Here is a 23,991-nt window from a genome sequence, read left to right as displayed (position 1 = left end):
CCATGAACGACGAGCCATCTGACCTTGACGTTGCAACGCCGCCTGCACAATCGGACCTTTCGACGTTGGTGGTGTCGCTCCTGAAAGGGGTGATTTATCGGGAAGCGAACGAGGGGGTGTGGGTCGCGCTACTCGGCTTGCAGGCGCGGGTTCGCGATTACGTCGCCGTTATTGGGCTGGACCTGACACTGGATGAGTCCGAAGGCTATGCTTTTCTACAGAGCCGGGCTGAACCGTCTGAAGAAGAGGGCGCTTCCAAAGTGCCGCGGCTGATTGCGCGGCGTCCGTTGTCCTTTCCCGTCAGCTTGTTACTGGCGCTGTTACGCAAAAAACTGGCCGAATTCGACGCCAGTGGTGGCGAGACGCGAATGATCCTGAACCGCGACGAACTCGTCGAGTTGGTAAGGGTATTCCTGCCCGATAGCAGCAATGAAGCAAAGCTCATCGACCAGATCGACACGCATATCGGCAAAGTGGTTGAGCTGGGATTTTTGCATCGTCTGAAGGGGTCAAGCGCGCCCGTCACGTATGAGGTCCGGCGCATTCTCAAGGCCTTTGTCGACGCGCAATGGCTAGCGGAGTTCGATATTCGGCTGGCGCAATATCGCGCACGACTCTCGGGCGAGATCAGCAATTAAACAGGCACTAGAGCACAAGCACATGGACGTGGGGTTGCCGCACGCTAATGGCATAAGGGAGATAAGTCATGAATGAACCGCAATCGTTAGGGTTGGACTTTGTCGCTGATGACACGTTGTCGGGCTTCCGGTTACAGCGGCTGGAAGTTTTTAATTGGGGCACCTTTGATGACCGTGTATGGACGTTATCGCCCAATGGGAAAAACGGTTTACTCACAGGCGACATAGGTTCTGGAAAATCCACGTTGGTGGACGCCATCACGACCTTACTGGTGCCGGCCCATCGCATTGTTTACAACAAGGCGGCCGGCGCCGACAACAAAGAGCGGACATTGCGTTCGTACGTGCTGGGCCATTTCAAATCTGAACGCAATGACGCAACCGGCTCTGCCAAGCCCGTCGCATTGCGCGATCACAGTAAGTATTCAGTCATCCTCGGCGTGTTTTATAACGCCGGCTACGATCAGACCGTTACCTTGGCTCAAGTGTTCTGGATGAAGGAAGGGCACGTTCAGCCCGAGCGTTTTTTTGTAGGCGCCGAACAGGACCTATCCATCACCAAAGACTTTGCCAACTTCGGCTCGCAAATGCCGCAGTTGCGTAAAAGACTGCGAGCATCGGGCGCCGAAATTGAAGATTCTTTTTCCAAGTACGGCGCCTGGTTTCGGCGACACCTGGGGATCGACAACGAACAAGCGATGGAGCTGTTTCATCAAACGGTGTCGATGAAGTCGGTGGGTAATCTGACCGACTTTGTCCGCAGCCATATGCTCGAACCCTTCGATGCCGCTCAACGGATCAGCGCATTGATTGCGCACTTCGACGACTTGAGCCGCGCCCATGCCGCAGTGCTCAAGGCCAAGCGCCAAGTGGAGTTACTGGTGCCGCTGGTGGCCGACTGTGACAGGCACCGTGGGCAAGTTGCTGAACTAGAATCTTTACGTGAGTGTCGAGAAGCATTAAAGCCCTGGTTCTCAGAGCTGAAACTGGGTCTGCTGGATCGACGCTTACAGCGTTTGGCCGAAGAGCAGGCGCGTTTGGTCAGTAAAAAAGAACACTTTATTGAACAGCGTGACAGTCAGCGCAAAGACGTGGAATCGCTCAAGCAGGCAGTGGCAGACCATGGCGGTGCGCGGCTGGAGCAGTTAGCGGCTGAAATTCGTGAGCAGCAGCAGGAACTCGGACGACGGCAACAACGTGCGCAGCGCTACGCAGAACTGTTGGCGTTGTCGGGCGAGCCTTGCGTCAATGATGAACGTGAGTTTACTCAGGTGCGGCAGCGTACCTCGGCTCGCCGCGAAGACGTCAGCCAGCAGGAGGCAGAGGTCCAGAATCAGGTCATGGAGTGTGGCGTGTCGCTGCGCGAAGGCCGGCGTGAGCATGAGCAGCTGTCTCAAGAGATCAACAGCCTCAAGGCACGGCGCAGCAACATTCCGTCAGCTCAAATCAAAATGCGCGCGGCGCTCTGCGATGCGTTGGCGATCAGCGAAGAAGCCATGCCGTTTGTCGGCGAACTGCTTCAGGTTCGCTCAGAACACCGTGAATGGGAGGGCGCCATTGAGCGCGTTTTGCATAACTTCGGTCTCGCCTTGTTGGTCCCGGACGAGCATTACGCGCAGGTTGCCGCCTGGGTTGATCGCACCCACCTGGCCGGGCGTTTGGTGTACTTCCGGGTCCGCGCTGCACGTCAGGCTGATAAACCAGACTTACACCCGGAATCGTTGGTTCGAAAGTTAAGCGTCAAACCCGATTCGGTTTTTTACCCGTGGTTGGAGCGTGAACTGGCTCACCGCTTTAATTACGCCTGTTGCGAAACACCTGAGCAATTTCGCCGTGAAGTTCGCGCTATCTCTAAGTCCGGTCAGATCAAAGCCGCGGGGGAGCGCCACGAGAAAGATGACCGTCATCGCCTGGATGACCGTAGCCGGTATGTGTTGGGTTGGAGCAACGCCGAAAAAATCTCGGCGATGGAGGCGACGAAAGCCAGTCTGGAGTCCCGACTGAGTGCTATCGGATCAGAGATTGCTAGCGGTGAAAAACATCAAAAGCAATTACGAGAACAACTCGACGCACTTGGGCGGCTCAGTGAGTTCAATGAGTACCGGGAGCTGGATTGGGCAGCTTGCGCGTCATCCGTTGCACGCTTGCAAGACGAAAAAGCCGAGCTGGAGGCCGCCAGCGACACTTTGCTGCAACTCAGTGCTCAGCTCACAAAAGTAAAAGGCGAGTTGGAGGACACAGAAAAGCAACTGTTGGCATTGGAACGAGATCTTGGAAATCACGAAAGCAAGCATGAAGCCGCCACCGCACTGCACGTCGAAACCAGCCAGTTCCTGATCGATATCCCGGCTGCAACACGCTCGCGCTTGGAGACGCTGGGAAAGGACGTATTGAACGATCATTCGCTCAAAGTTGAGTCGTGCGATGGCCGCGAGAGTGACGTGCGCAAAGTTCTGCAAGGGAAAATCGACGCTGAGGAAGCCGTGTTAAGACGGCTCGGCGAAAAGATCATCAAGGCGATGACCGACTTTAAAACCGCCTACGTGCTTGAAACCAGTGAATTCGATGCCGATCTGGACGCAGCGCCTGAATATCGATTGTTGCTGGACCAGTTGAACAGCGACGATTTGCCAAGATTCGAGGCCCGTTTCAAAGAGCTGCTCAACGTCAACACCATCAACGAGATCGCCAACTTCAACGGCCAGTTAGCCCGCGAACGAGAAACCATCAAAGAGCGTATTGCCAGAATCAACGAATCGTTAGGGCAGATCGACTACAACCCAGGCCGTTATATCGTGCTGGAGTCCCAGGTCAGTCCGGACGCTGAAATTCGAGATTTCCAGACGGAGCTGCGCGCCTGTACCGAAGGCGCGCTCTCCGGCTCCGACGACGTTCAATATTCCGAAGCCAAGTTCCTCCAGGTGAAGTCCATCATCGACCGGTTTCGCGGCCGCGAAGGCCTGTCAGAGCAAGACCGGCGCTGGACCGCCAAGGTCACCGACGTGCGCAACTGGTTTCTGTTTGCAGCCAGCGAGCGCTGGCGCGAAGACCACCGTGAGCATGAGCATTATTCCGACTCGGGCGGTAAGTCCGGCGGGCAAAAAGAGAAACTGGCCTACACCATTCTTGCCGCCAGCCTGGCTTATCAGTTCGGTCTGGAGTGGGGGGCTGTGCGTTCGCGCTCGTTCCGTTTCGTGGTCATCGATGAAGCCTTCGGTCGAGGCTCTGATGAGTCGGCGCAGTACGGGTTAAAACTGTTTCAGCAACTCAACCTGCAACTGCTGATCGTCACGCCGCTGCAAAAAATCCACATCATCGAGCCGTTTGTTTCTAGCGTGGGGTTCGTCCAAAACGACGGGGGGCGGGCGTCCAAGCTGCGCAATCTCACTATCGAAGAGTACCGCTTGAACAAGGCAGATTTTTTGTCATGAACTGGACTACTGCAAACGATCTGAAAGAGCAGCTTCGGCGACTGTGGGCGCGTGGTGATCTGTTGCGTCCGCACGTGACGGGCGAGGCTTGGGTGCCGAAGCGTCTGACGCTGAAATCGCCCAGCTCCACGGAGTTGAGTAGCCAGTTTGAGGTGGTCAGACCTTGGATTAACGCCATTGCTACGATTCCGCACATTCGGGTTGAGTGGCGCGAAGTGAACCATCGCATCCTGGGCGCCCAGCGCGTGCCAACGGCTGCGTGGGTGGACACCCGCGAGGCGGCAATCGTGCTCATTGGTAAAAGCGAGGACTTGAAACTGTTTTCCGAGTTGGTCGCCATTACCCGTGAGCAACACCCTACGCTACTGACCTGGTTGGCCGCGCGGCCACTGGTGGCCATAGGGCTTGCGGCGCAATGGGGTCATCTGCTTAACACCGTGGCTTGGATCATTGAACATCCGCGTCCTGGCATTTATCTGAGGCAAGTCGATATTCCGGGTATCCACAGCAAGTTCATCGAAGGGCACAAGGTAACGCTTAGCGAACTGTTTGATCTCGTACTGCCTGAGCGAGCCATTGCTCCTGAGCACTCCGGCGTAAGCAACTTTGCTGCTCGCTACGGTTTTCTCGATAAACCCGTCCGAATCCGTTTCCGCGTGCTCGACGATTCAATCCCGCTGTTGCCCGGCTCAGCCCTTGCGGACATCACCCTGGACGCAGGCAATTTCTCCCGTCTCAACTTGCCCGTTGCACGCGTATTCATTACCGAAAACGAAACCAACTTCCTCGCCTTTCCCCCTGTAGCCAACGCCATCGTTATTTTTGGCGCGGGCTACGGCTGGGAGGCGTTGGGGCGCGCCAGTTGGCTGTCACGCTGCACAATTCATTACTGGGGCGACATCGACACCCACGGCTTCGCCATCCTCGACCACCTCCGCCGCCGCTTTGATCACGTCGAATCGTTCCTCATGGACCGGGAAACGCTGATGGCCCATGAAGACTTGTGGGGGGTGGAGAAGCAGCAAGTGCTGCATGACCTACCGAACCTCACGGATGAGGAGCGGGCGCTATTCGATGAGGTACGGGATAACCGGATTCGGGGCGGGTTGCGATTGGAGCAGGAATGGATAGGATTTGGCCGGGTGGAGGAGGCGTTGAGGAAGGCGGGGTGATCAGCGCCGACATCGAGCGGTTGCGAAGCAAGACGTAGGCCTCGTAGGAGCAAGTGTCTGCCGAAATCTCTGTGGGCTTGCCAACGAAAGCGGCAGTGCAAGCGCCCTAGCGTTTCAGGTTGACATCAGCAGCGCGATTACGGCCGTCATCGCAGGCAAGCCTACTCCCACAGTATCTGCGGCTGCTTGCTATCAACCGTGTTAATGAAACCCCAGCGCCGTATTTGGCGAGGCACAGATTCAGAATAAAAAAAGCCGACGCTGTGTAAGCCGTCGGCGTAAAAAACGGTATCGCTTAAATCTGTAATCAGAACGCCGGCAGTACCGCGCCGTCGTACTTCTTGGCAATGAATGCTTTGACTTCAGGGCTGGTCAGCGCTTTGGCCAATTTCTGAATCGCGTCGCTGTTCTGATTATCAGGGCGAGCCACCAGGAAGTTCACGTAAGGCGAATCAGCGCCTTCGAGAATCAACGCATCCTTCTTAGGATTTAGCTTGGCTTCCAGCGCGTAGTTGGTGTTGATCATGTCCAGATCAACTTGATCCAGCGCGCGTGGCAGCAACGCCGATTCCAGCTCGCGGAATTTCAGGTGCTTGGGGTTGGTCGCGATGTCTTTCGGCGTTGCCAAGGCGTTGGTTGGATCTTTTAGGGTGATCAAGCCACCTTTCTGCAGCAGCAGCAGGGAACGACCGGCGTTGCTGCCTTCGTTAGGAATGGCAACGGTGGCGCCGTCTGGCAGATCAGCCAGGCTTTTGAATTTTTTCGAGTAGCCGCCGAAGGGTTCAACGTGGACGCCGATCACCGTTACCAAGTTAGCTTTCTTGCCGGTGTTGAAGCCGTCCAGGTAAGGCTTGGTTTCGAAGTAGTTGGCGTCCAGGCGTTTTTCGAAGACTTGTACGTTCGGTTGAACGTAGTCACTGAAAACCTTGATTTCCAGGTCCACGCCTTCTTTGGCCAACTGAGGCTTGATCAATTCAAGTATCTCGGCATGCGGAACGGCTGTTGCGCCGACAACCAGTTTTTCACCGGCGTGAGCCAAGCCGATCGAAAGTGCAGCCGCCAGAGCGGTCATTAACAACGTCTTTTTCATGCAGAGTCCTTAGCGAAAATCGCGGTCGCCAATTGACGGCGGTTAGGTAGATTTGCCAGCAGTCTAGCTTCATAACGAAAGACCGGCGGCGTGGAGCGGACATTACCGACATTTGTTATTCCATGACAATAATTTTTGCTGCGATTGTTATGCCTTTTGGTGCTAAATACGGCGATGCGCCATTATCTTCGCGGCTAAGCGATGCGCTTGGTCAGCTCATCAAGTAATTGTTTTAATTCAGCCAGTTGGCCAGTGTCGGTGCCGGTGAACAATCGCTCGGCCTGCCTTTTGATCTGGCTCAAGGGACCCGTAGCGTCGGGTAGGTTGAGGTGCTCGGGAAGTATCTCGTCGCCGCTGCTCACCAAAAGTGCGAAGTGGATGACATTTTCCAGCTCTCGGGTGTTGCCCGGCCAGCTGTGCAACTCAAGCACCTGCTGGGCGGTTTCACTGATTAACGGAACGGGTAGGTTCAGTCGATGGCTGTAAATTCCTAAAAAATATTCCGCCAACGACAAAATATCCCCCACCCGCTCGCGCAACGCCGGCAGCTCAAGGCTGCCTTCGCTCAGGTAATGGAATAACCGTTCGTTGAATTTTCCGACCGCCACCGCCTGCGCCAGATCAATGCTGGTGGCGGCCACTAAGCGCACGTCCACCGGGCTCGGTTGCTGGGCGCCGACGCGGGTCACCTCATGGTTTTCCAGTGCGGCCAAAAGCTTGGTCTGGATCGGTAACGGCAGATCGCCAATCTCATCCAAATATAACGTCCCGCCATTGGCTGAGCCAAACCAGCCCGCGCGGCTGCTGACCGAGCCGCTGTGGGCGCTGGCGGTATAACCAAATAATTCTGCGTCGGCGTAGTTTGGGCTAATGGCGCCGCAATTCACAGAAACGAAGAGCCCCGCCCGATCGCTGCTGCGGTGAATGTGCCGGGCTAGCAATTCTTTGCCGCTACCGGTCTCGCCGCGAATCAACACCGGCAGGCTCCGGGGAGCGAGGCTTTCCATCTCTTTGCGCAACTGACGTGAGCGCGGATCGACAAAGACCAGTGCTTTGGCACGAATGCTCAGCGGGCTTTTTTCTGCATCGGGGAAGGTCAGCAGCGGCTGGCCAAAGGTTTCATCAAGGCTCATGGCGAACTCCCGCCTGAGCCTTTACGACGACTCAAGCGTAAAAAGTAGACAGTAGGACCAAGCGGTCCGACGAGAAATTTGAATTCAAGCGCGGCGAAGCGTGTGCAGTTCGATGCTGTTTTGCAGGCGGTATAAATAGGCGAACCCTTGCTCCCAGCGTTGATGCCCGGACTTCACATTGATGTGCCCGGCACCGCTGAGAATGCTGACCTCAGCGCCCCAGCTAAGCGCCAGCTTCAGGGCGCGCTCCGTGCTAACCGCCAAGTCGTTGTCCGAACTGATCACTTGGGTGGGAAACGGCAGCAGTTGAGCCGGAATCGGCGCAAAGTTGCGTAAGGCGGGCGAACACGTCGGCCGCTCGACATCAGCCGGTGCGACCAGCAGGGCCCCCCGAACTTGTTGAAGCGACTGCCGTGGTGCCAACTCGGCCCAATGCGCCACCGTGACGCAACCCAAGCTGTGAGCGATGAGAATCACCGGCGTACTGTCAGCGGCAATCGCACGCTGCAATTCACCCACCCAATCTTCAAGGCGCGGTTTAAGCCAGTCGGCCTGCTCCACACGCGCGCTGTTGGGCAAGCTGTTCTGCCAATGCGTCTGCCAGTGATCGTCTGGCGATCCTTGCCAGCCTGGCACTATCAGATAACGGATCGACTCATTACGCATGGGATGCGTCTCCTGCACGTTGCGTTCAAGGGCAAAGTATAGAGACGAGGGATATATTCGTTAAGGAATAAGAAGCTATTTATTAATGCCTTAAAGGAATAAAAAGACCGTGAGGGTTGTCGAAGAATGCGATGCGATGCGACCCGGCACCGGTCGTGGTGGTTAAGCGCCTTGAAGACCTTTCAGGCCTAATCACAGCCTTCGGCAGCTTCGACAACGGGGTGAAAATGGAGAATAAAAAAGGGCCGCACCCTGCCTAAGGAGCGACCCACAAAACCTTTAATCAGATGCTATCTACACTCTGTGACAGAAAAACTACTTGGCGGTGATCACGGACAATTGGTAATCCCATCCTTTTCGATGGAGGCCATGGCACGGTTACAGATCTTTAGGCGCTAACGTGTTGGCGAAAGATTTCACGCGGAGCGTCAGGTAAACCGCCTCGCGAACAAGTTCGCATCCTAAACATGCGGTATGTCAGGCACATCAAACCTGCGCCGATCGTACGCCTTCATCGGCCGTTTCTTTCACCCGAACAAACCGGTTTGCCCGGCTAAACGTACCGAAGTCATTAAACCGTACGCCCATTTGCGCCATGACTTTATGCGCGACCGGGCTGGTCATCTGGCGGATGTAGAACGGTTCTTTCACGACGAAGTGGTGGATGCCGTGGGTGCTGCCGAAGTTGAAGCAGAATGCCTGCAACGGCCACATCCATTTTGAATTAAGCACTTGGCATTGCTGCATCACGTTGCCCAGCTCCACATCGCCGTAGTAATGCATGTTGGAACTGACGAAGTGCAGGCAAAACGTGCGCAGCACATTGGGGCCAACCAGCACCACCACGGCGATATCGATCACGTGCATTGCCGCCAGGGTATTCGCCGACCAATCAATGGGCGCACCGAAAACATGAGCAATGCCATTGGCCGCGTGGAAACCAAGGAACACGTACCAGGTTCCCCAATTCAGCAGGGCCAACGGCGCGTAAACCCGCAGCGTGCGTTTGAGGATCGAAAACTTGTGCGACCAGGTTTTCGCCTGGAGCATGCGAATCAGCGACGACATGACGTTATCGCCCACCATCAGCAGCCGCGCAAAACCCCAAGGCTCACCGTTGGTGATGGCGCGCTCTTCCATGTCGGTTTCGGTGCCGGACACCTTGTGGTGGTTGAGGTGCAGGTGGCGTCTGATCCAGGGGTTGATGGTGCTTGGGCGTGCCATCCAGACCAGCGCCAACATCAAGTTGTGCGGGATGCGCTGCTTGCGGAAATACATGCTGTGAATCAGGTCGTGTTCCAACTCATGGGTCAGCGACGCGAGAAAGGCATTCAGCAGCAGGCAAACCCACCACGCCATGTAACCGGCGATATACAGCGCTGCGCTGGCGAGCATGCCGCTCAGGGCAACCGTCAGAATGCCAACACCAATGGCGTCTTGGTGCTTGAGGATCGGGTAGCGCTGGCGCAATTCGTCGCCACGGGCCATCACCACCGCGCGAATATGCGCTGATCGCTGTTGTGCATTCAGTCTGTCAGGACTTGCAGAAGTACCCAGCATGCTTCCATCCTCTGATTATTGAGCTAGCTTTATCGAAGGGGTTACCGATGGATGACAGAGTGCACTCCTGGGTGCGACCCCGCCCGCCCGCAAACGCCAACCTATTGACCGCACGCGCCAATCGTTATGACTGAGCCTACGACTCTCGCCAGTTGGACCCGCGCCCTGCGCAAGCAACTCGACGCCCTTGGCCTCGACAGTGCTGCGCTGTGCCAAACCGCCGGGCTGGATCCACAACTGATGGACGACCCGAATGCGCGCTACCCGGTAACCGCAACCACGCGGCTGTGGCACTTGGCGGTGCAGGCCAGCGGCGACCCGGCCATTGGTTTGCGGGTATCGCGCTTTGTCAGCCCAACCACGTTTCATGCGCTGGGCTACGCGTTGGTGGCCAGCGGCACGCTCCAGGAAGTGTTCGAGCGCATCGTGCGTTATCACAAGGTGGTCAGCGATGTGTTGGCGTTGGACCTGCGTCGCACGGCTGAGCGCTATGAGTTTCGCTTCAGCGCCGCCGAAGGCAACCCCGCGCCCGCTGCCGAGGCCATTGATGCCTTTGCGGCGATCTACGTGCGTACCTGTCGCAACCGGTTAGGCCGTGATTACGTTCCGCTGGCCGTGCACCTTCAGCGCCCCGAACCGTTGGACCCGCAGCCTTGGCACGATGTGTTTCGGGCGCCAATCGTGTTTTCCGCTAAAGAAAATTTGTTGGAGTTCGCATCCTCCGACTTCGACAGTCCGCTGGAAGATGGCAATCCGGAACTGGCTGAGCACAATGAAACGGTGCTCAAGCGCACCCTCGAACAGCTCAAGCCGATGACCTGGGAACGCCGGGTTCGCGCCGCGATAGAAGCACAATTGCCCGATGGTGAACCGTCCGCCGAGTACATTGCGCAAACCCTGCACCTGAGCTTGCGCAGCTTGCAACGGCATCTGGCCGACGAAGGCTTTCGGTATGATTTGCTGCTGAATCAGTGCCGGCAGAATCTTGCGATCCAGCACATGCGCGAGCCGCGCACATCCATGAGCGAAATCGCTTACCTGCTGGGGTTTGCAGATACCAGCAGCTTCAGCCGCGCCTTCAAACGCTGGACTGGGCAGACGCCGAGCCAGTTCCGGGATAGGTTAGGCAAGTAATCAGAGTCCCTTAATCAACTACCTCTCTCTGTAGGGGCCAACGTGTTGGCGAGGCGATAGATGCGGCGTGGCAGAAAGCTTCCCGAATCCATTCATGCCCTGAAATAGTCCGTCAACGTGTTGTCGCAGCAACCACTTTCATTGACACGGTTGGTAGCAAGCAGCCACAAATCCTGTGGGAGCAGGCTTGCCTGCGAAGAGGCCGGTCATCGCGCCGCTGATGTCGACCTGAAACCTAAGGCGTTTGTAATGACGCTTTCGTTGGCAAGCCAACTCCCACAAAGATTTCGGCAGACACAGAAGAGGGGGCACTGAAAATATGATCGCAGCCTTCGGCAGCTTGCTCCTACAGAAATGTGTGCATTGCCAAAGCCGGTGGGACCGAATTCATCGGGAAGGCATTGCGCGGTACTTCAGATAAACCGCGTCGACTTTTCCCCAACACGTTGGCGCCTACAGAGAACCGGCTTATTCAGTTGTTTAGCACCGCCAACTGATACCCCACGTTACCTATGGTGTGGATCAGTTTCGGCAAATAGCGTTCGTCGATTTTCGAACGCAGGCGGTGTATCGCGATCTCGACTTTCTGGCTGTCGTTGTTGAAGACTTGCGAAGCAATCAGTGAGCGAGAAATCACGTCGCCTTGGCGGCTTGCCAGCAATTGCAGCAGTTCGAACTCTTGATCGCTTAGGGAAATCCGTTGCCCGCCACGACTGACCCGCTGGCGTTGCACGTCGATCTCCAAGTCGGCGATGGCGTAGCTGTCGGCAGTGCCGGTCGGGCCGCGTCGCAACAACGTACGCACCCGCACCAATAGCTCTTCAAAGGTGAAGGGCTTGAGCAGGTAGTCATCGGCGCCCAGTTCCAACCCACGCAGCCGGTCTTCGATGGCGTCGCGAGCGGTCAGAAACAATACCGGTGTGGTGCCTCGCTGACGGATCAGTTGCAGCAGTTGCCAGCCATTAAGGCCCGGCAACATGACATCGAGGATCACCAGATCGTACGTTTGCTCTTCGACAAAGTGGCGACCTGACAGGCCGTTAAGCGCGACATCCACCACAAAGCCGGATTCGCCAAGCCCCTTGGCCAGATGATTGGCCGTATTGGCATCGTTTTCAACTAACAGCAAACGCATGGCGCACCTCATTCATCGTGCCGTTAGGCTAAGCCGATTAACTAGCTGCCGCACGCAGTTTATTAAAATCCATAATTTCGATTTCGTCAGGGCTTAGTTTCACGACTCCCCGTTGCTGCAAATCGTTCAAGACACTCACCAGCGTCGGCTTTGAGAGGGTGAGCCAGCGCGCCAACTGAGTCGATGGCAGCCGCATGAACCAGGGCGACCCATTGATCGGGCCATAGCCCTGACTGATCAGCAGCAGAAAAAAAGCCACGCGGGCAACGGTGGTCAATTGGCCGTGCTGCTCCAATTGCGCGCCAGTCACACGGAGTTTCTCTTCTAACAGCGAGGCAAACTGACGCCGATACGCGGGGTTATTTCCCAATATCCGCTCCAGATCCGTTTGCGGTATATGCAACACGATGCTGTGAGCATGGGAAAAGACATCTTGGGTACGAGGCAGTCCGTCAAACAACGACACTTCGCCAAACCAGAAAGGCAGATCGGTCGAAGAGGGTACGGTCAGTTTAATGTGCTCTTGGTCGTTGCCGACCCGAACCGCCCCTTCAACCACTGCATACAGACCGCACGGAGGATCACCGCGGCGGAACAACATCTTGCCAGGCGTAAGGCGACGCAGTTTTGCCGCGTCGAGCACGCCATCTTGTAAAGCTGCGGGTAAATTACTGAACCAATAATTGGTCAGCAGTCGGCCTCGCCATAACGCTCCAGTCATGCCATCTCCCTGATTTTCTAATTACGGCTAACCACTCAAGATCGATTAGCTGTCGGTCAGCTTCTGCCAGACCTTGGGTTTGAAAAACAATGTTTCGCCGCGCGCCAGGCCGGTGAGGCTGTCATGGTCTTTGACCACTTCGGCTTCGATCAACTCGCTCTGGCCTTCGACCTTCAACGTCACACGGGTGGTCGCGCCCAATGGCCGGATGTCACGCACTTCAGCCGCGTGGTGGTCTTCCAGCTCGTGGCGCGACAGCGACACTTCGTGGGGACGGAACAATACGTGATTGTCTTCGCCAAGGTGTAACCGGTTGGAATCGCCGAGGAAGTGATACACGAAATCGCTGGCCGGGTTTTCATACACGTCGCCCGGCGAGCCAATCTGCTCGATCACGCCTTTGTTCATCACGACGATGCGGTCTGCCACTTCCATGGCTTCTTCCTGGTCATGGGTCACAAATACCGAGGTCAGGTTGATGTCTTCGTGTAAGCGCGCCAGCCAGCGGCGCAGCTCTTTACGAACCTTGGCATCAAGCGCACCAAAGGGTTCGTCGAGCAGCAACACTTTGGGCTCAACCGCCAGGGCACGGGCCAGCGCGATGCGTTGGCGCTGACCACCGGACAATTGCTCCGGGTAGCGATCCGATAACCAATCCAGCTGGACCATGTTCAGCAGCTCATGAACCTTGACCGCAATCTGGCTTTCGGTCGGGCGCTGCTTCTTCGGTTTCATTCGCAGACCGAACGCAACGTTGTCGAACACCGTCATGTGCCGGAACAACGCGTAATGCTGGAACACAAATCCGACATTGCGATCACGCACATCGTGCTCGGAAACGTCTTCACCGTGGAAAACGATGCTGCCTTCATCGGGGGTTTCCAGGCCGGCAATAATGCGCAGCAAGGTGGTCTTGCCACAGCCAGATGGGCCGAGCAATGCGACGAGTTCGCCACTCTGAATATTCAGATTGATGGAATTCAGCGCTTTAAAGGCATTGAAGTTTTTGCTGACATTACGGACTTCGATCGACATGAATTATTCCTCCGCCGCGCTTTGGCGCAGACGGGTAATGCGCGACTCGCTCCACTGCTTGAGCAGCAGGATGAACAGCGCCATGATCAGCAACAGGCTCGCCACGGCAAACGCTGCGACGTGATTGTATTCGTTGTAGAGAATCTCAACGTGCAGCGGCAGGGTGTTGGTGACACCACGAATGTGCCCGGAAACTACCGAAACCGCGCCGAACTCGCCCATGGCCCGCGCCGTACACAGCACCACGCCATAGATCAGCCCCCACTTGATGTTCGGCACGGTTACGTACCAAAACATCTGCCAGCCATTGGCGCCCAGCAGCCGTGCGGCTTCTTCTTCCTGGGTGCCCTGTTCCTGCATCAGTGGGATCAGTTCACGGGCCACGAACGGCACGGTGACAAAAATCGTCGCCAACACGATGCCCGGCAACGCAAACACGATCTGAATGTCGTGGTCCTGCAACCAGGGGCCGAACAAGCCCTGGGCGCCGAACATCAGCACGTAGACGAGACCGGCGATCACCGGCGAGACCGAGAACGGTAAGTCGATCAAGGTCACCAGAATGCTTTTGCCCCGGAACGAATATTTGCTCACGCACCACGCGGCGCTGACGCCGAACAGCACGTTGAGCGGCACCGAAATCACTACGGCGATGACTGTGAGCTTGAGCGCCGATAAAGCGTCCGGCTCAAAGATCGCGGTGAAGAACGCGCCAAGCCCTTTGCTCAATCCTTGGGACACCACGATAAACAGCGGCAGCGCCAAAAACAGGATGAACACCAGCCAGCCCAGGCTGATAAAAATACGTCGTGAAACCGCGCTGCCACGCCGGGCAGCGTTGGCGGTGGAGGCGGCAATAAGCGTTGAATTGGACATGCGGTGCGCCTCCTTATGGGGTTTCGATGCGGCGCTGCAACAAGTTGATCAGCAGCAGCAGAATGAAAGAAACCACCAGCATCATCACGCCGATGGCCGTTGCGCCGGTGTAGTCGTATTGATCGAGCTTGACCATGATCAACAGCGGCAGAATTTCGGTTTTCATCGGCATGTTACCGGCGATAAAAATCACCGAGCCGTACTCGCCAACCCCACGGGCAAAGGCCAGGGCGAACCCGGTCAGCCACGCTGGAAGCAACGCGGGAACCAAAATGTAGCGGAAGACTTGCAGCGGCTTGGCGCCAAGGCAAGCGGCGGCTTCTTCGACTTCACGGGGAAAGTCTGCCAGCACCGGCTGCACGGTCCGCACCACAAAGGGCAGCGTGACGAAGGTCAGCGCCAGGGTAATACCGAAGGGTGCGTAAGCGATTTTGATGCCCATGTCTGCTGCGAACTGCCCGACCAGACCCGTTGGCGTATACAACGCGGTCAGGGCGATACCGGCAACGGCGGTGGGCAGCGCGAAAGGCAGGTCGATCATCGCATCGATAATCTTGCGACCTGGGAAGGTGTAACGCACCAACACCCACGCCAGCAACGTGCCGATCACGCCGTTGATGATGGCGGCGCAAAACGCAGTTCCAAAACTCAGTTTGAGCGCGGCCAGCACACGCGGTGCGGTCACGATGGCCCAGAACTGATCCCAGGTCAGCTGCGATGCATGGATGAACATGGCTGACAGCGGAATCAACACAATCAAGCTGAGGTACACCAAGGTGTAGCCCAGCGTCAGCCCGAAGCCGGGTATGACGGGGGAGATACGACGCGACATAAAAGTCCTTGGTTAACGCGCGAAGCCCGGACCAGGATCCGGGCTGAAGGCCAAACAGCGACCCACTTTTTTCAGGGGCCGGCCTGCCAATTATTGCGGCTGGTAAATCTGATCAAACACGCCGCCATCGTTGAAGAATTTCGGTTGCGCAGTTTTCCAGCCACCGAAGTCCTTGTCGATAGTCACCAAGTCCAATTTCGGGAATTGATTGGCGTATTTAGCCGCGACGGCTTTGTCGCGAGGGCGATAAAAGTTCTTCGCTGCGATTTCCTGGCCGGCCGGGCTGTATAGGTGTTCCAAGTACGCTGTAGCTATTTCGCGAGTGCCTTTCTTGTCGACGTTTTTGTCGACTATCGATACCGGCGGCTCAGCCAGAATCGACAGGGACGGTACAACGATGTCGAACTTGTCGGCGCCGCCGTCTTCTTTCAAGGCCAGATACGCTTCGTTTTCCCACGCCAGCAGCACATCGCCCTGACCGTTGTTGACGAAGGTAATGGTTGAACCGCGAGCGCCGGTGTCCAGAATCGGTACGTGTTTGAACAGCGCTTGGACGTATTCTTGCGCCTTGGCTTCGCTGCCACCGGCCTTCAGGCCATAGGCCCAGGCTGCCAGGAAGTTCCAGCGTGCGCCGCCCGACGTTTTCGGGTTAGGTGTGATCACTGACACATCTTTCTTGATCAGGTCGCCCCAATCTTTGATGCCTTTCGGGTTGCCTTTGCGCACCAGGAACACGATGGTCGAGGTGTAGGGTGTGCTTGCGTCCGGCAGTCGGGTTTGCCAGTTGGCCGGGATCGCTTGCCCCAACTTGCTGATTTCGTCGATGTCACCGGCCAAAGCCAAGGTCACCACGTCAGCGCGCAAACCGTCGATGACGGCTCGACCCTGCTTGCCCGAACCGCCATGGGACTGCTGTATTTTGACGTTGTCGTCAGCATGGGTTTGCTTCCAGAAGCTGATGAACTCTGCGTTGTAATCCTGATAAAGCTCACGTGTCGGGTCGTAGGACACGTTCAGCAGCTCAATATCCTTGGCAACAGCTGAACCCGCAAAAACGGCGCTGGCGATGGCAGCCAAGGCTAAAAGGCGAATAGACATGGGTGAAGCTCCTGGACGATTCTGTTTTTAGTTTTTATGAACACGATTTAGCTAGGCTTGGTACTGGGGGTTTGCAGGCGGAATTTTTCTTTGCGTTCGATCTGCACCACTTGCGCGTTGTGCACCGTGATTTCTACCGCGCCGAAGCGCAGATCACGCAAAGCGCTTTGAATTTCACGCAGGATGCTTGCTTCGTCTTGGCCGTCAACGCTACGCACAGATGCGCTCATGGTGCTGCTCCTTGAATAGAGGTGCCTGCAGTAGCGGTTCGAAGGCGACTACTTGCGGCGTGACGCTAATCTTAGAGATGCGCGGTTATTCTTAAAAAGACTGTTTAAGAATGCAGATATAACTAAAAAGAATAATTAGATTTTTGGCTAGGCTTAGAGCGCATTGCGCAGCTCCAACACCTTGTATTTGCGGCTTAGTGAGGCACGCGCTGCAACTTGCTATTCAACTCTTCCGGCGGTTGTGGACGGCCGAATAAGTAGCCTTGGCCTAGTTCACAGTGGTTTTCCAACAGAAAACTCGCTTGTTCAGGTCGTTCAATGCCCTCTGCAAGTACCTTCATGCCTAACGCCTGCCCCAGCGCAATGATGATCCGGACAATGGCGGCGTCGTCTTCGTCATGAGGAAGCCCGGCGACAAACCCCTGATCAATTTTGAGCTTATGCACCGGCATGCTCTTGAGCCGCAACAGCGAAGAGTAGCCGGTACCGAAATCGTCTATGGCCAATCGCAAGCCCAGCTCACGCAGGCGGTGCAGCTGCTCAAGGGCCATTTCGGGGTCTTCCATCACCGCACTTTCGGTGACTTCCAATTCCAGAAACGCTGGATCGAGCCCGGTTTCGCTCAGTACCCGCGCCACTTGTTGGTACAAATCACTGTGACCAAACACCCGGCTGGAGACGTTCACCGCGACAAATTCGAGATCAAAACCCGATTCGCGCCATTCACGCATCTGCCGACAGGACGTTTTCAGTACCCAGGCGTCGATGTCGGCGATCAGGCCACTTTGTTCGGCAATCGGAATAAACTCACCGGGTGACACCAGCCCACGCTCAGGATGCTGCCAACGCACCAGCGCTTCGACCCCCAGCATGCGACCACTGTAAAGATCGTGTACCGGCTGATAAAACACTCGTAGTTCTTCATGCTCGATAGCGCGACGCAGCTCACCGGCGAGTTCGACCCGTTGCTGGGCGTGGGCAGTCAGTTCTTCGGTATACAGGGCGTACCCTTCGCGGCCATCGTTTTTGGCTTTGAACAGCGCAGAGTCGGCGTTGCGCAACAACTGCTCGGCATTCAGCGCGTCGTTGGGAAACAGGCTGATACCGATGCTGGCGCTGATGAACAGCTGATGCTGATCAACCGTGAACGGTTGTTTCAGGCCATCAATGATTTTCTGGGCCAGTTCTGCGGCTTGCATCACTTGCTGGCAGTTCTCAGCCAGCACGGCAAATTCATCACCGCCGAGCCGGGCCAAGGTCATACCGTTGTCGAATAACGTGTGCAACCGCTGCGCGACGATTTTCAGCACTTGGTCGCCAACGTTGTGACCCAGGCTGTCGTTGATATTTTTGAAGTGATCCAGGTCGATTAACAGCAGGGCACAGCCACGTTTTTGCGCTTGGGCGTGCGCCAAGGCCTGACGGGTACGGTCGGTGAAAAGCAGGCGATTGGGCAAATCGGTCAGTGGATCGTGGTGCGCGAGGTGCATGAATTCGCTTTGCGAGCGCTTGATCGCGGAGATGTCGGAAAACACGGCCACGTAGTGCGTGATGACACCGTGGTCATCCTTGATGCTGCGAATATTTTGCCATTGCGGGTAAACCTCACCGCTTTTGCGTCGGTTCCAGATTTCGCCACTCCACTGACCGGTGTCGTGCAGCGACTTGAACATTACTTGATAGAACGCCAGGTCATGGCGGCCGGACTTGAATTTGTTCGGGTTCAGCCCGAGGACTTCCTCTTCCTGATACCCGGTAATTTCCATGAAGGCACGGTTCACGTGGACGATCAAACCGTGGCTGTCACTGACCAACACCCCTTCACTGGTGCTGTCGAACACTACAGCGGCCTGGCGCAAGCGTTCCTGGTCTTTTTTCTGCTGACCCAGGCGAGCGCCCACGCCCATGATGTTCAGCAAGCGGGCGCGAGCGAAATAGACGAACGCAGCGCTGAAAGCCATCCACCCACAGCCATTGATCAGCTGCCAGCGAAGCAATCCAGCCGGATCTTCGATAAGCACTGGGAGTACAAGCGTGCTGAGCTCCAGCCACAGAATCGACAGCAATGTGTAGAAAAGGGCCGTGCGTAAGGCATCCCGGGACGAAAGTGACATAAATATACGAAAGTCCTCACGAAAGGCGCGGATTATAGGGTAGAAACATCCGGCGACTCTTATCTAAAAGGGCGACTGGTTTTATCTGGTGGCTTAGTGATAATGCGCGTTGCTGTTTTTATCTTTATCGAGCGCTAATTGAGGGCTACTGAGTCTATGTGGAACAACGGTCTACTTGACCTATCGGTGTGGCAACTGGTGGCGGTCACTTTAATCATGACCCATGTGACCATTATTGGTGTCACGGTCTACCTGCATCGCTACTCGGCCCACCGTGCGCTGGAACTCAACTCGGGCCTTAAACATTTTTTCCGCTTCTGGCTGTGGCTAAGCACAGCACAGAATACGCGTGAGTGGACTGCGATTCACCGCAAACATCACGCTAAATGCGAAACCGTCGACGATCCTCACAGTCCGGTGATCCTAGGCTTATCTACAGTGCTGCGTAAAGGTGCCGAGTTATACCGTGCAGAAGCACAAAATCCGGAAACCTTGCGCATCTATGGCAAGAACTGTCCCAACGACTGGGTTGAGCGCAATCTTTACACCCGCTTCCCGGTTCTAGGTATTACCCTCATGGCGCTGATCGATGTAGCGCTGTTTGGCGTGATCGGTATCACCGTGTGGGCAATTCAGATGATGTGGATCCCCTTCTGGGCCGCAGGCGTGGTCAATGGGCTGGGGCATGCGGTGGGTTATCGCAACTTCGAATGCCGTGATGCGGCGACCAATCTGGTGCCATGGGGCATTTTGATCGGCGGTGAAGAGCTACATAACAACCACCACACGTACCCTAATTCGGCCAAATTGTCGGTCAAGAAATGGGAATTCGACATCGGCTGGGCCTGGATAAAACTGTTCAGCCTTCTGCATTTGGCCAAGGTTCAGCGGGTCGCGCCCATCGCCCATCGGGTGGAAGGCAAAGGTTCGCTGGACATGGACACCGCGATGGCGATTCTGAACAATCGCTTCCAGATCATGGCTCAATACCGCAAATTGGTGATTGGGCCGCTGGTTGCCCAAGAACTGGCCAAAGCCGATGCGTCGGTACGGCATCAGTTTCATCGCGCCAAGCGGTTGCTTTCACGTGAGACCAGCTTGCTCGACGAGAAACATCTGCAGCACATTCAGTCCATGCTGGAACACAGCCAAGCGCTGAAAGTGATCTACGAAAAGCGCCTGGCGCTGCAACAAATATGGCTTAAAACCAGTACTAACGGGCATGACATGCTGGCCGCGATCAAGGATTGGGTACATGAAGCTGAAGCCAGTGGCATCCAGTCACTGCGTGAATTTGCTAATCAACTAAAAACGTACTCGCTTCGCCCTTCTGCCTGACACCGTTGATCGGCGCGCCCCGCCTGGGAGCGCGCCTTCCGGAACTTCGTCTCCTACAATCAATCTGAACCTCAACTCGCTAGTTAATGGGTTTAGTTGTGGCTGAGCGCCGCACGTCTTTGTGAGATGCCGTGCCCATGGATAATCCGAAACTCCTTACGGCTACTCCCTTACCCATCGATCTACCGGCGGCGGCCGAAACGCTGCTCGCGTTAATGCATGCTCAAGCCGAAGTTGCGCGCTTGAGTGAGCGCGAACATTTATTTAGTTCGCTATTGGGTAGTGTTAACGCCGTGTTGTGGGCGTTCGATTGGGAAACCCAGCAGATGATTTATGTCAGCCCTGCCTACGAGCGAATTTTTGGTCGCTCAGCGGGCCTTCTGCTGGCCGACTACAACGAATGGCGCGACAGTATTTACCCAGACGATCTGGACTACGCCGAACGAAGCTTGATGAACGTCCTCGATAAGGGCTCCATTGAAGATCGGGAATACAGGATCATTCGCGCAGATGGTGAGGTTCGCTGGCTGAGCGACAAATGCTTTATCAACCGCCAGGAACGCGACCATCGCCTGACCGTGGTGGGTATCGCTGAAGACATCACCGAGAAGAAACAGCTGGAAGGCGAACTGCAACGCCTCGCGACCACCGACGTTCTGACTCAAAGCAGCAATCGGCGTCACTTCTTCGACTGCGCCCAGCACGAGTTCGAACAAGCCCGCTTGTTGGGCCGACCACTGGCCTTCCTGTTGCTGGACATTGATGACTTCAAGTTGGTGAACGACAGTTACGGGCATCAGGAAGGCGATCAAGTGCTGCAACGCATTGCTGAATGTGGACGAACCGCGCTGCGCCGGGGCGACTTGTTCGGGCGCATCGGCGGCGAAGAGTTTGCTGCGGTGTTCCCAGGCTGCGCGCCAGACATGGCCCAGCAGATCGCCGAACGGTTGCAGCGGGAAATTCAGCGTTTGAGTTTTCAATGCGACGATAAAGCATTTGGCATCACTGTCAGCCAAGGCCTGACCAATCTGGGCGAAGACGATACCGGGCTTGAAGTCCTGTACGCCCGCGCGGATGCGGCGATGTATCAGGCCAAGCGTCAGGGCAAAAATCAAATCGTGCTGGTTTGATTAACTGACGCAGGCTTGTCTGCCAAATGTGTCTATTTTTTGCGCAACCGACCTAGTTCCGACGTCCCGACTTTCAACAGGCGGGCAGCCTTGCTGCTTGCCAAGGCGTCGACTTCTTCGTCCGGGCCTAACCTTGCCAATTGTGCTGCGACGGTCATGACCAAAGCTTCGCGGGATTGAACGCCGGCCGAGAATTGATACACCGCCGCAATCAGCTCTCGCAACTCCAGCGGCAAACGCCAGCGAGTGCGCAGGGCGGAACCAAAGCCGGCACCGAATTTCGTGAGCGCGTTTTCCACGGCGTCTTCGTCCAGTTGCCCCCCGCACGACAGCCACTCCTGTAGGCAGCGCAGCACACTCAGATCACCCAGGTTGTGCAGTAAACCAGCGCAAAAGCAGCGCTCCTGATCCAGCTCCAGCAGACGTGCCAGCGAGCGGGCGTAGTTGGCGGTGAGCAGGGATGACGACCACAGCTTGCGGGCATGCTCGATCAGCGCGGGGCTCTTAAGCATTGCGTTTTGCTTCTTGGGCAACCCAAGCAACAGATTAATGCTCGCAGTGGGCCCCAGCGACTGCAAAGCCTGTGGCAAGGTTTGAGCCGCTTTGCCCAAGTGTTGGGCGGCGCTGTTGGCAGCAGCAATCAACACGGCGGCAACGTGAGGATCTACGTGCAGTGCCTTTTCCAGCAGTGCCAGATCAACACCCGCCTTACCTTGGCTGCTTGAAACCGCTTCGCGCACATTCAACGACAGCGGCGCGCCTTCAGCAGTTTCACGACGTTTTTCGAGAAACTGAGACAGCGTGATTCCTTGGATGAGCGTGCGAGCTTCAGGGTCAATGTACTCGTCGGCAGGCAGCAATAAACTTTCCAAGCGCAGACGCAAACCCTCCAGGTTCAGTGGTTTGGTCAGATAAGCCGTAGGCGACTGAAGAACGGCTTCGCGCACGCTGGCGCTGTCGCTACGGTTGCTCAGCAATATGAAAGGGACCGCCGGCTGTTGCTGCTGCTCCCGAACCCCGCGCAACAAACTCAAGCCATCGGAACCCGGCAAGTCCCAATCGGCAATGATCAGGTTGACGGGGTGAAGGTCAAGCCACTCCAGTGCACGCGGTCCGTCTGAACAGACTTCCAGGTACGCATCACGGCGTACGCTCAGGACCAGTTCAATCAGCGCGTTTCGTACCCCAGGGTCTGCATCCGCGATCAGTACGCGCGGTGCAGCGGGTAAATCTACAGCGGTCATTCAATACTCTCCAACGACGGTATCTGTACTTCAGCCAAGGCCTGAAACGGAAAAAACCCGCCGAGGCGGGTTTTTCTGTCTGCTCGGACACGTTTTACACGAGTTCGGCGAAGCACTCTTCTAGAATCGCCAAACCTTTGTCTAACAACGCGTCATCAGCAGTGAGCGGCACCAGCACGCGCAACACATTGCCGTACGTGCCGCACGACAGCAGGATCAAACCCTTGTCGCGGGCTTTGGCGACGATTTGAGCAACCGCCGCAGCGTTTGGCTTATGCGAGTCGCCATCTTCAAACAGCTCCAGCGCAATCATTGCGCCCAAGGCACGCACTTCACCGATCACCGGATGTTTGGCCTGAATAGCTTTCAGGCCAGTCACCAGGCGTTCGCCGACGGCTTTGCAACGGTCGAGCAAGTGTTCTTCTTCGAATACTTGCAGAACCGCCAGTGCAGCAGCGCAAGCAACCGGGCTACCGGCATACGTGCCGCCCAAGCCGCCTGGAATAATGGAGTCCATGTATTCGGCTTTGCCGCAAACGCCCGCCAACGGGAAACCGCCCGCGATGGATTTGGCAAAGGTGGTCAGGTCAGCAACAACGCCCATTTGTTCCATGGCGAAGAACGTACCGGTACGGCCAGCGCCGGTTTGCACTTCATCAGCGATCAGCAAAATGCCGTGCTTGTCGCACAGCGCACGCAGGCGAAGCATGAAGTCTTTCGGCGCAACGTAGAAACCACCTTCGCCCTGAACAGGCTCGATGATGATCGCGGCGATGTCACGTGGCTCGGCATCGTTCTTGAAAATCCGTTCGATGCTGGCGATGGAATCGTCAGACGTCACGCCATGCAGCGCGCACGGGAACACTGCGCGGAAGATGCCGCCGGGCATCAAGCCCATGCCTGCCGAATACGGCACGACTTTACCGGTCAGACCTAAGGTCATCATGGTGCGGCCATGATACGCGCCGGTGAACGCGATCACGCCGGTGCGGCCAGTGGCGGCGCGGGCGATCTTGACGGCGTTTTCTACCGCTTCGGAACCGGTAGTCACCAGCAGGGTTTTTTTGTCGAAATCACCCGGTACCAGAGCGTTGATCTTTTCGCACAGCTCAACGTAAGGCTCGTAAGCCAACACCTGGAAGCAGGTGTGAGTCAGCTTGGTCAGTTGTTCCTGTACAGCCGCGATAATTTTCGGGTGCAGGTGACCGGTGTTCAATACCGCGATACCGCCAGCAAAGTCGATGAACTCGCGCCCTTCAACGTCAGTAACGGTGGCGTTTTTCGCCGAAGCAGCAAAAATCGGGTGGATCTGACCAACACCGCGCGGAACAGCGGCGTTGCGGCGTTTCATCAAGGATTCGTTAGTTTGGGACATGGTTTCCTCATTCACCGCTCATCGGGCGGTGTGGTTCAA

The 23,991-nt window shown here is 56.3% G+C and carries 20 protein-coding genes; 6 read left to right on the top strand and 14 right to left on the bottom strand.

Going from position 1 to position 23,991, the window contains the following annotated elements:
- Positions 1-2 precede the first annotated feature (2 nt).
- The 3 genes from RHM65_RS05440 to RHM65_RS05430 all read left to right on the top strand — a co-directional run bounded on the left by RHM65_RS05440 (position 3) and on the right by RHM65_RS05430 (position 5,241).
- Positions 3-638: a DUF4194 domain-containing protein gene (locus tag RHM65_RS05440; RefSeq protein ID WP_322166952.1), complete on the top strand. Its 636-nt coding sequence runs from the start codon at positions 3-5 to the stop codon at positions 636-638.
- 68 nt (positions 639-706) lie between these two features.
- Positions 707-4,069 carry an ATP-binding protein gene (locus tag RHM65_RS05435; RefSeq protein ID WP_322184446.1) on the top strand — a complete coding sequence of 1,121 codons (3,363 nt, stop codon included), beginning with the start codon at positions 707-709 and terminating at the stop codon, positions 4,067-4,069.
- On the top strand, positions 4,066-5,241 hold the full coding sequence (locus RHM65_RS05430; protein WP_322166954.1) for a Wadjet anti-phage system protein JetD domain-containing protein: 1,176 nt from the start codon (positions 4,066-4,068) through the stop codon (positions 5,239-5,241). Before RHM65_RS05435 ends, RHM65_RS05430 begins: the two co-directional genes overlap by 4 nt.
- Positions 5,242-5,548: 307 nt before the next feature.
- Here RHM65_RS05430 and RHM65_RS05425 read toward each other — a convergent pair whose 3' ends face one another.
- From RHM65_RS05425 to RHM65_RS05410, 4 genes are all read right to left on the bottom strand, one after another.
- Positions 5,549-6,331 (bottom strand): MetQ/NlpA family ABC transporter substrate-binding protein, encoded by a 783-nt coding sequence (locus tag RHM65_RS05425; protein ID WP_322184445.1) that lies wholly within the window; start codon positions 6,329-6,331, stop codon positions 5,549-5,551.
- Positions 6,332-6,525: 194 nt separating this feature from the next.
- Positions 6,526-7,464, bottom strand: a complete 939-nt coding sequence (locus tag RHM65_RS05420) for a sigma 54-interacting transcriptional regulator (RefSeq protein WP_322166956.1) — start codon at positions 7,462-7,464, stop codon at positions 6,526-6,528.
- 84 nt (positions 7,465-7,548) lie between these two features.
- A complete protein-coding gene (locus tag RHM65_RS05415; protein WP_322184444.1) occupies positions 7,549-8,130 on the bottom strand; it encodes an alpha/beta hydrolase in 582 nt (193 codons plus the stop codon).
- A 486-nt stretch (positions 8,131-8,616) separates the two neighbouring features.
- Complete coding sequence (locus RHM65_RS05410; RefSeq protein ID WP_322184443.1) at positions 8,617-9,690, bottom strand: fatty acid desaturase; 1,074 nt, start codon at positions 9,688-9,690, stop codon at positions 8,617-8,619.
- Positions 9,691-9,816: 126 nt separating this feature from the next.
- On the opposite strand from RHM65_RS05410, the gene RHM65_RS05405 reads away from it, so the two are divergent.
- Positions 9,817-10,824 carry an AraC family transcriptional regulator gene (locus tag RHM65_RS05405; RefSeq protein WP_322184442.1) on the top strand — a complete coding sequence of 336 codons (1,008 nt, stop codon included), beginning with the start codon at positions 9,817-9,819 and terminating at the stop codon, positions 10,822-10,824.
- A gap of 472 nt (positions 10,825-11,296) precedes the next feature.
- On the opposite strand, the gene RHM65_RS05400 is transcribed toward RHM65_RS05405, so the two are convergent.
- The 8 genes from RHM65_RS05400 to dibA form a co-directional block, all read right to left on the bottom strand.
- Positions 11,297-11,959, bottom strand: coding sequence for a response regulator (locus tag RHM65_RS05400; protein WP_322184441.1), 663 nt, complete (start codon positions 11,957-11,959; stop codon positions 11,297-11,299).
- Between the two features lie 37 nt (positions 11,960-11,996).
- Positions 11,997-12,680, bottom strand: coding sequence for a Crp/Fnr family transcriptional regulator (locus RHM65_RS05395; RefSeq protein ID WP_322166961.1), 684 nt, complete (start codon positions 12,678-12,680; stop codon positions 11,997-11,999).
- A 45-nt stretch (positions 12,681-12,725) separates the two neighbouring features.
- The gene (locus tag RHM65_RS05390) at positions 12,726-13,715 is read right to left on the bottom strand and encodes a sulfate ABC transporter ATP-binding protein (protein ID WP_322166962.1); all 990 of its coding nucleotides are present in this window, start codon (positions 13,713-13,715) and stop codon (positions 12,726-12,728) included.
- 3 nt (positions 13,716-13,718) lie between these two features.
- On the bottom strand, positions 13,719-14,591 hold the full coding sequence (cysW, locus tag RHM65_RS05385; protein WP_322166963.1) for a sulfate ABC transporter permease subunit CysW: 873 nt from the start codon (positions 14,589-14,591) through the stop codon (positions 13,719-13,721).
- 13 nt (positions 14,592-14,604) lie between these two features.
- On the bottom strand, positions 14,605-15,423 hold the full coding sequence (gene cysT, locus RHM65_RS05380; protein ID WP_322166964.1) for a sulfate ABC transporter permease subunit CysT: 819 nt from the start codon (positions 15,421-15,423) through the stop codon (positions 14,605-14,607).
- Positions 15,424-15,513: 90 nt separating this feature from the next.
- Positions 15,514-16,521, bottom strand: a complete 1,008-nt coding sequence (locus tag RHM65_RS05375; RefSeq protein ID WP_322166965.1) for a sulfate ABC transporter substrate-binding protein — start codon at positions 16,519-16,521, stop codon at positions 15,514-15,516.
- Positions 16,522-16,568: 47 nt separating this feature from the next.
- Positions 16,569-16,751: a sulfur starvation response protein OscA gene (oscA, locus tag RHM65_RS05370; RefSeq protein ID WP_322166966.1), complete on the bottom strand. Its 183-nt coding sequence runs from the start codon at positions 16,749-16,751 to the stop codon at positions 16,569-16,571.
- A 194-nt stretch (positions 16,752-16,945) separates the two neighbouring features.
- Entirely contained in the window at positions 16,946-18,865 is a 1,920-nt protein-coding gene (gene dibA, locus RHM65_RS05365; RefSeq protein ID WP_322184440.1) for a phosphodiesterase DibA, read from the bottom strand.
- 156 nt (positions 18,866-19,021) lie between these two features.
- Here dibA and desA point away from each other — a divergent pair, with 156 nt between their 5' ends.
- Both desA and RHM65_RS05355 read left to right on the top strand, forming a co-directional pair.
- On the top strand, positions 19,022-20,203 hold the full coding sequence (gene desA / locus RHM65_RS05360; protein WP_322166968.1) for a delta-9 fatty acid desaturase DesA: 1,182 nt from the start codon (positions 19,022-19,024) through the stop codon (positions 20,201-20,203).
- Between the two features lie 137 nt (positions 20,204-20,340).
- Positions 20,341-21,333 carry a sensor domain-containing diguanylate cyclase gene (locus RHM65_RS05355; protein WP_322166969.1) on the top strand — a complete coding sequence of 331 codons (993 nt, stop codon included), beginning with the start codon at positions 20,341-20,343 and terminating at the stop codon, positions 21,331-21,333.
- A gap of 32 nt (positions 21,334-21,365) precedes the next feature.
- On the opposite strand, the gene RHM65_RS05350 is transcribed toward RHM65_RS05355, so the two are convergent.
- Together RHM65_RS05350 and gabT are read right to left on the bottom strand one after the other, a co-directional pair.
- Entirely contained in the window at positions 21,366-22,577 is a 1,212-nt protein-coding gene (locus RHM65_RS05350) for an HDOD domain-containing protein (protein WP_322184439.1), read from the bottom strand.
- A 94-nt stretch (positions 22,578-22,671) separates the two neighbouring features.
- Positions 22,672-23,952 carry a 4-aminobutyrate--2-oxoglutarate transaminase gene (gabT, locus tag RHM65_RS05345; RefSeq protein ID WP_322166971.1) on the bottom strand — a complete coding sequence of 427 codons (1,281 nt, stop codon included), beginning with the start codon at positions 23,950-23,952 and terminating at the stop codon, positions 22,672-22,674.
- Between the last annotated feature and the right edge of the window lie 39 nt (positions 23,953-23,991).

The organism is Pseudomonas sp. CCI4.2, assembly GCF_034350045.1.
Taxonomy (GTDB): Bacteria; Pseudomonadota; Gammaproteobacteria; order Pseudomonadales; family Pseudomonadaceae; genus Aquipseudomonas.
The sequence above is the reverse complement of the archived record's forward strand: the minus strand, read 5'-3'. Positions and strand labels throughout refer to the sequence as shown.

Excerpts from the sequence above, each read along its gene's own strand:
- RHM65_RS05440 (WP_322166952.1), top strand. The coding sequence starts at position 3 with ATGAACGACGAGCCATCTGACCTTGACGTTGCAACGCCGCCTGCACAA.
- RHM65_RS05435 (WP_322184446.1), top strand. The coding sequence starts at position 707 with ATGAATGAACCGCAATCGTTAGGGTTGGACTTTGTCGCTGATGACACG.
- RHM65_RS05430 (WP_322166954.1), top strand. The coding sequence starts at position 4,066 with ATGAACTGGACTACTGCAAACGATCTGAAAGAGCAGCTTCGGCGACTG.
- RHM65_RS05425 (WP_322184445.1), bottom strand. The coding sequence starts at position 6,331 with ATGAAAAAGACGTTGTTAATGACCGCTCTGGCGGCTGCACTTTCGATC.
- RHM65_RS05420 (WP_322166956.1), bottom strand. The coding sequence starts at position 7,464 with ATGAGCCTTGATGAAACCTTTGGCCAGCCGCTGCTGACCTTCCCCGAT.
- RHM65_RS05415 (WP_322184444.1), bottom strand. The coding sequence starts at position 8,130 with ATGCGTAATGAGTCGATCCGTTATCTGATAGTGCCAGGCTGGCAAGGA.
- RHM65_RS05410 (WP_322184443.1), bottom strand. The coding sequence starts at position 9,690 with ATGCTGGGTACTTCTGCAAGTCCTGACAGACTGAATGCACAACAGCGA.
- RHM65_RS05405 (WP_322184442.1), top strand. The coding sequence starts at position 9,817 with ATGACTGAGCCTACGACTCTCGCCAGTTGGACCCGCGCCCTGCGCAAG.
- RHM65_RS05400 (WP_322184441.1), bottom strand. The coding sequence starts at position 11,959 with ATGCGTTTGCTGTTAGTTGAAAACGATGCCAATACGGCCAATCATCTG.
- RHM65_RS05395 (WP_322166961.1), bottom strand. The coding sequence starts at position 12,680 with ATGACTGGAGCGTTATGGCGAGGCCGACTGCTGACCAATTATTGGTTC.
- RHM65_RS05390 (WP_322166962.1), bottom strand. The coding sequence starts at position 13,715 with ATGTCGATCGAAGTCCGTAATGTCAGCAAAAACTTCAATGCCTTTAAA.
- cysW (WP_322166963.1), bottom strand. The coding sequence starts at position 14,591 with ATGTCCAATTCAACGCTTATTGCCGCCTCCACCGCCAACGCTGCCCGG.
- cysT (WP_322166964.1), bottom strand. The coding sequence starts at position 15,423 with ATGTCGCGTCGTATCTCCCCCGTCATACCCGGCTTCGGGCTGACGCTG.
- RHM65_RS05375 (WP_322166965.1), bottom strand. The coding sequence starts at position 16,521 with ATGTCTATTCGCCTTTTAGCCTTGGCTGCCATCGCCAGCGCCGTTTTT.
- oscA (WP_322166966.1), bottom strand. The coding sequence starts at position 16,751 with ATGAGCGCATCTGTGCGTAGCGTTGACGGCCAAGACGAAGCAAGCATC.
- dibA (WP_322184440.1), bottom strand. The coding sequence starts at position 18,865 with ATGTCACTTTCGTCCCGGGATGCCTTACGCACGGCCCTTTTCTACACA.
- desA (WP_322166968.1), top strand. The coding sequence starts at position 19,022 with ATGTGGAACAACGGTCTACTTGACCTATCGGTGTGGCAACTGGTGGCG.
- RHM65_RS05355 (WP_322166969.1), top strand. The coding sequence starts at position 20,341 with ATGGATAATCCGAAACTCCTTACGGCTACTCCCTTACCCATCGATCTA.
- RHM65_RS05350 (WP_322184439.1), bottom strand. The coding sequence starts at position 22,577 with ATGACCGCTGTAGATTTACCCGCTGCACCGCGCGTACTGATCGCGGAT.
- gabT (WP_322166971.1), bottom strand. The coding sequence starts at position 23,952 with ATGTCCCAAACTAACGAATCCTTGATGAAACGCCGCAACGCCGCTGTT.